This is a genomic window from Polaromonas sp. P1_E3 (assembly GCF_056405935.1).
The window spans coordinates 1-1,150 of the sequence record NZ_JBFUBD010000632.1 but is presented as its reverse complement, the minus strand read 5'-3'; the positions used below and the strand labels follow the sequence as shown (position 1 = coordinate 1,150).

Annotated in this window: 1 protein-coding gene and 1 pseudogene; one reads left to right on the top strand and one right to left on the bottom strand. The window is 59.4% G+C overall.

Going from position 1 to position 1,150, the window contains the following annotated elements; all coding sequences use genetic code 11:
• A partial coding sequence (locus AC1D0Z_RS22350; protein WP_477660337.1) for a helicase C-terminal domain-containing protein occupies positions 1-471 on the top strand: 471 nt, incomplete at its 5' end.
• Positions 472-855: 384 nt separating this feature from the next.
• Here the strand turns inward: AC1D0Z_RS22350 and AC1D0Z_RS22345 are convergent.
• Positions 856-1,150: pseudogene (locus AC1D0Z_RS22345) on the bottom strand (hypothetical protein); the annotation flags it as partial.

Below are 1,150 nucleotides of genomic sequence, written 5' to 3'. Positions count from 1 at the left end.
CTGTTTCGCCAGCGCTACCCCCACATTCCCGTATGGGAACAAACAAGGGGTATGGAAGAACTCGCACGCGACGCCTTCCTGGCGCGCTTCACCCCGACGTCCAGGGGCATTGGTTTTGCCGTGCTGGGCGGCTCATTTGCCGAAGGTATTGACCTGCCCGGTGACCGGCTGATTGGCGCCTTTATTGCCACGCTGGGCCTTCCGCAGGTGAACCCGGTCAATGAGCAGATACGTGAACGCATGGGAGCCAACTTTGGTGCAGCCCAGAGTTACGACTACACCTATTTGTACCCCGGGCTGCAGAAGGTGGTGCAGGCTGCGGGCCGGGTGATACGCACGACCTCGGACCAGGGCGTGGTGTACCTGATTGATGACCGCTTCACGCGCCCTGAAATACAAAGCCTGTTGCCAGGCTGGTGGAAGGTGGCAAGACTGCGGGCCAGGCGGCAGGAGCCGGCTGCGATGCTGTGAGAGCGACTACAGGCACAAAGACAAAAGCCCGCATTCGCGGGCTTTTGTGTGAACGGTTGAAGGTCGTCGCCGCACAGGGCTTAAAACACGCCCAGCAGCATCAGGATAAGAACCACGCTGAGGGGGACACCCAGTAACCAGGCAATGAGGGGCATTTGATTCTCCTTGAAGTTGTCGGTTGGAAGACAAATTCAATGTAGATCGAGCCATGGCGCGCTTGTGCCAGCGTGCAGGCTCGCTGCAGGTAAGGAATGGCTGACGCGCGTGTAGTTGCAGGCCTTGGCGACCTGCAGTCCTGCGGCGACGAAAAAACTTGAGGAAATGGCCTGCAGACCAATCAGGACGTGCGCAAGCAGCTCCTGAAATAGTAGCAACTACGGGGCTCTAGCGTTGGCTGAACTGCCACGCACCCAACATGCGCTGCACCGGCTGCGTTTCAGGCAGCACATACACCACACCGAGGCTCTTTCCCAGCACGGGGCCGACGACGGTTTCGTAGAAATTGATGGGTACCACGACACACCCCAGCGAAATACGGTTGTCGTCGGGTGTTTCAGAAGCCAGCCGCTCGGCGCGGCGTTCTGCGAGCGCCGCGGGGCGAAGACGATGGATTGCCAGCTTGGCCTTGTAGTCGATCCACACAATGGCCTCGCCTTGAAGATTGTGGCCGGGTTCGGAA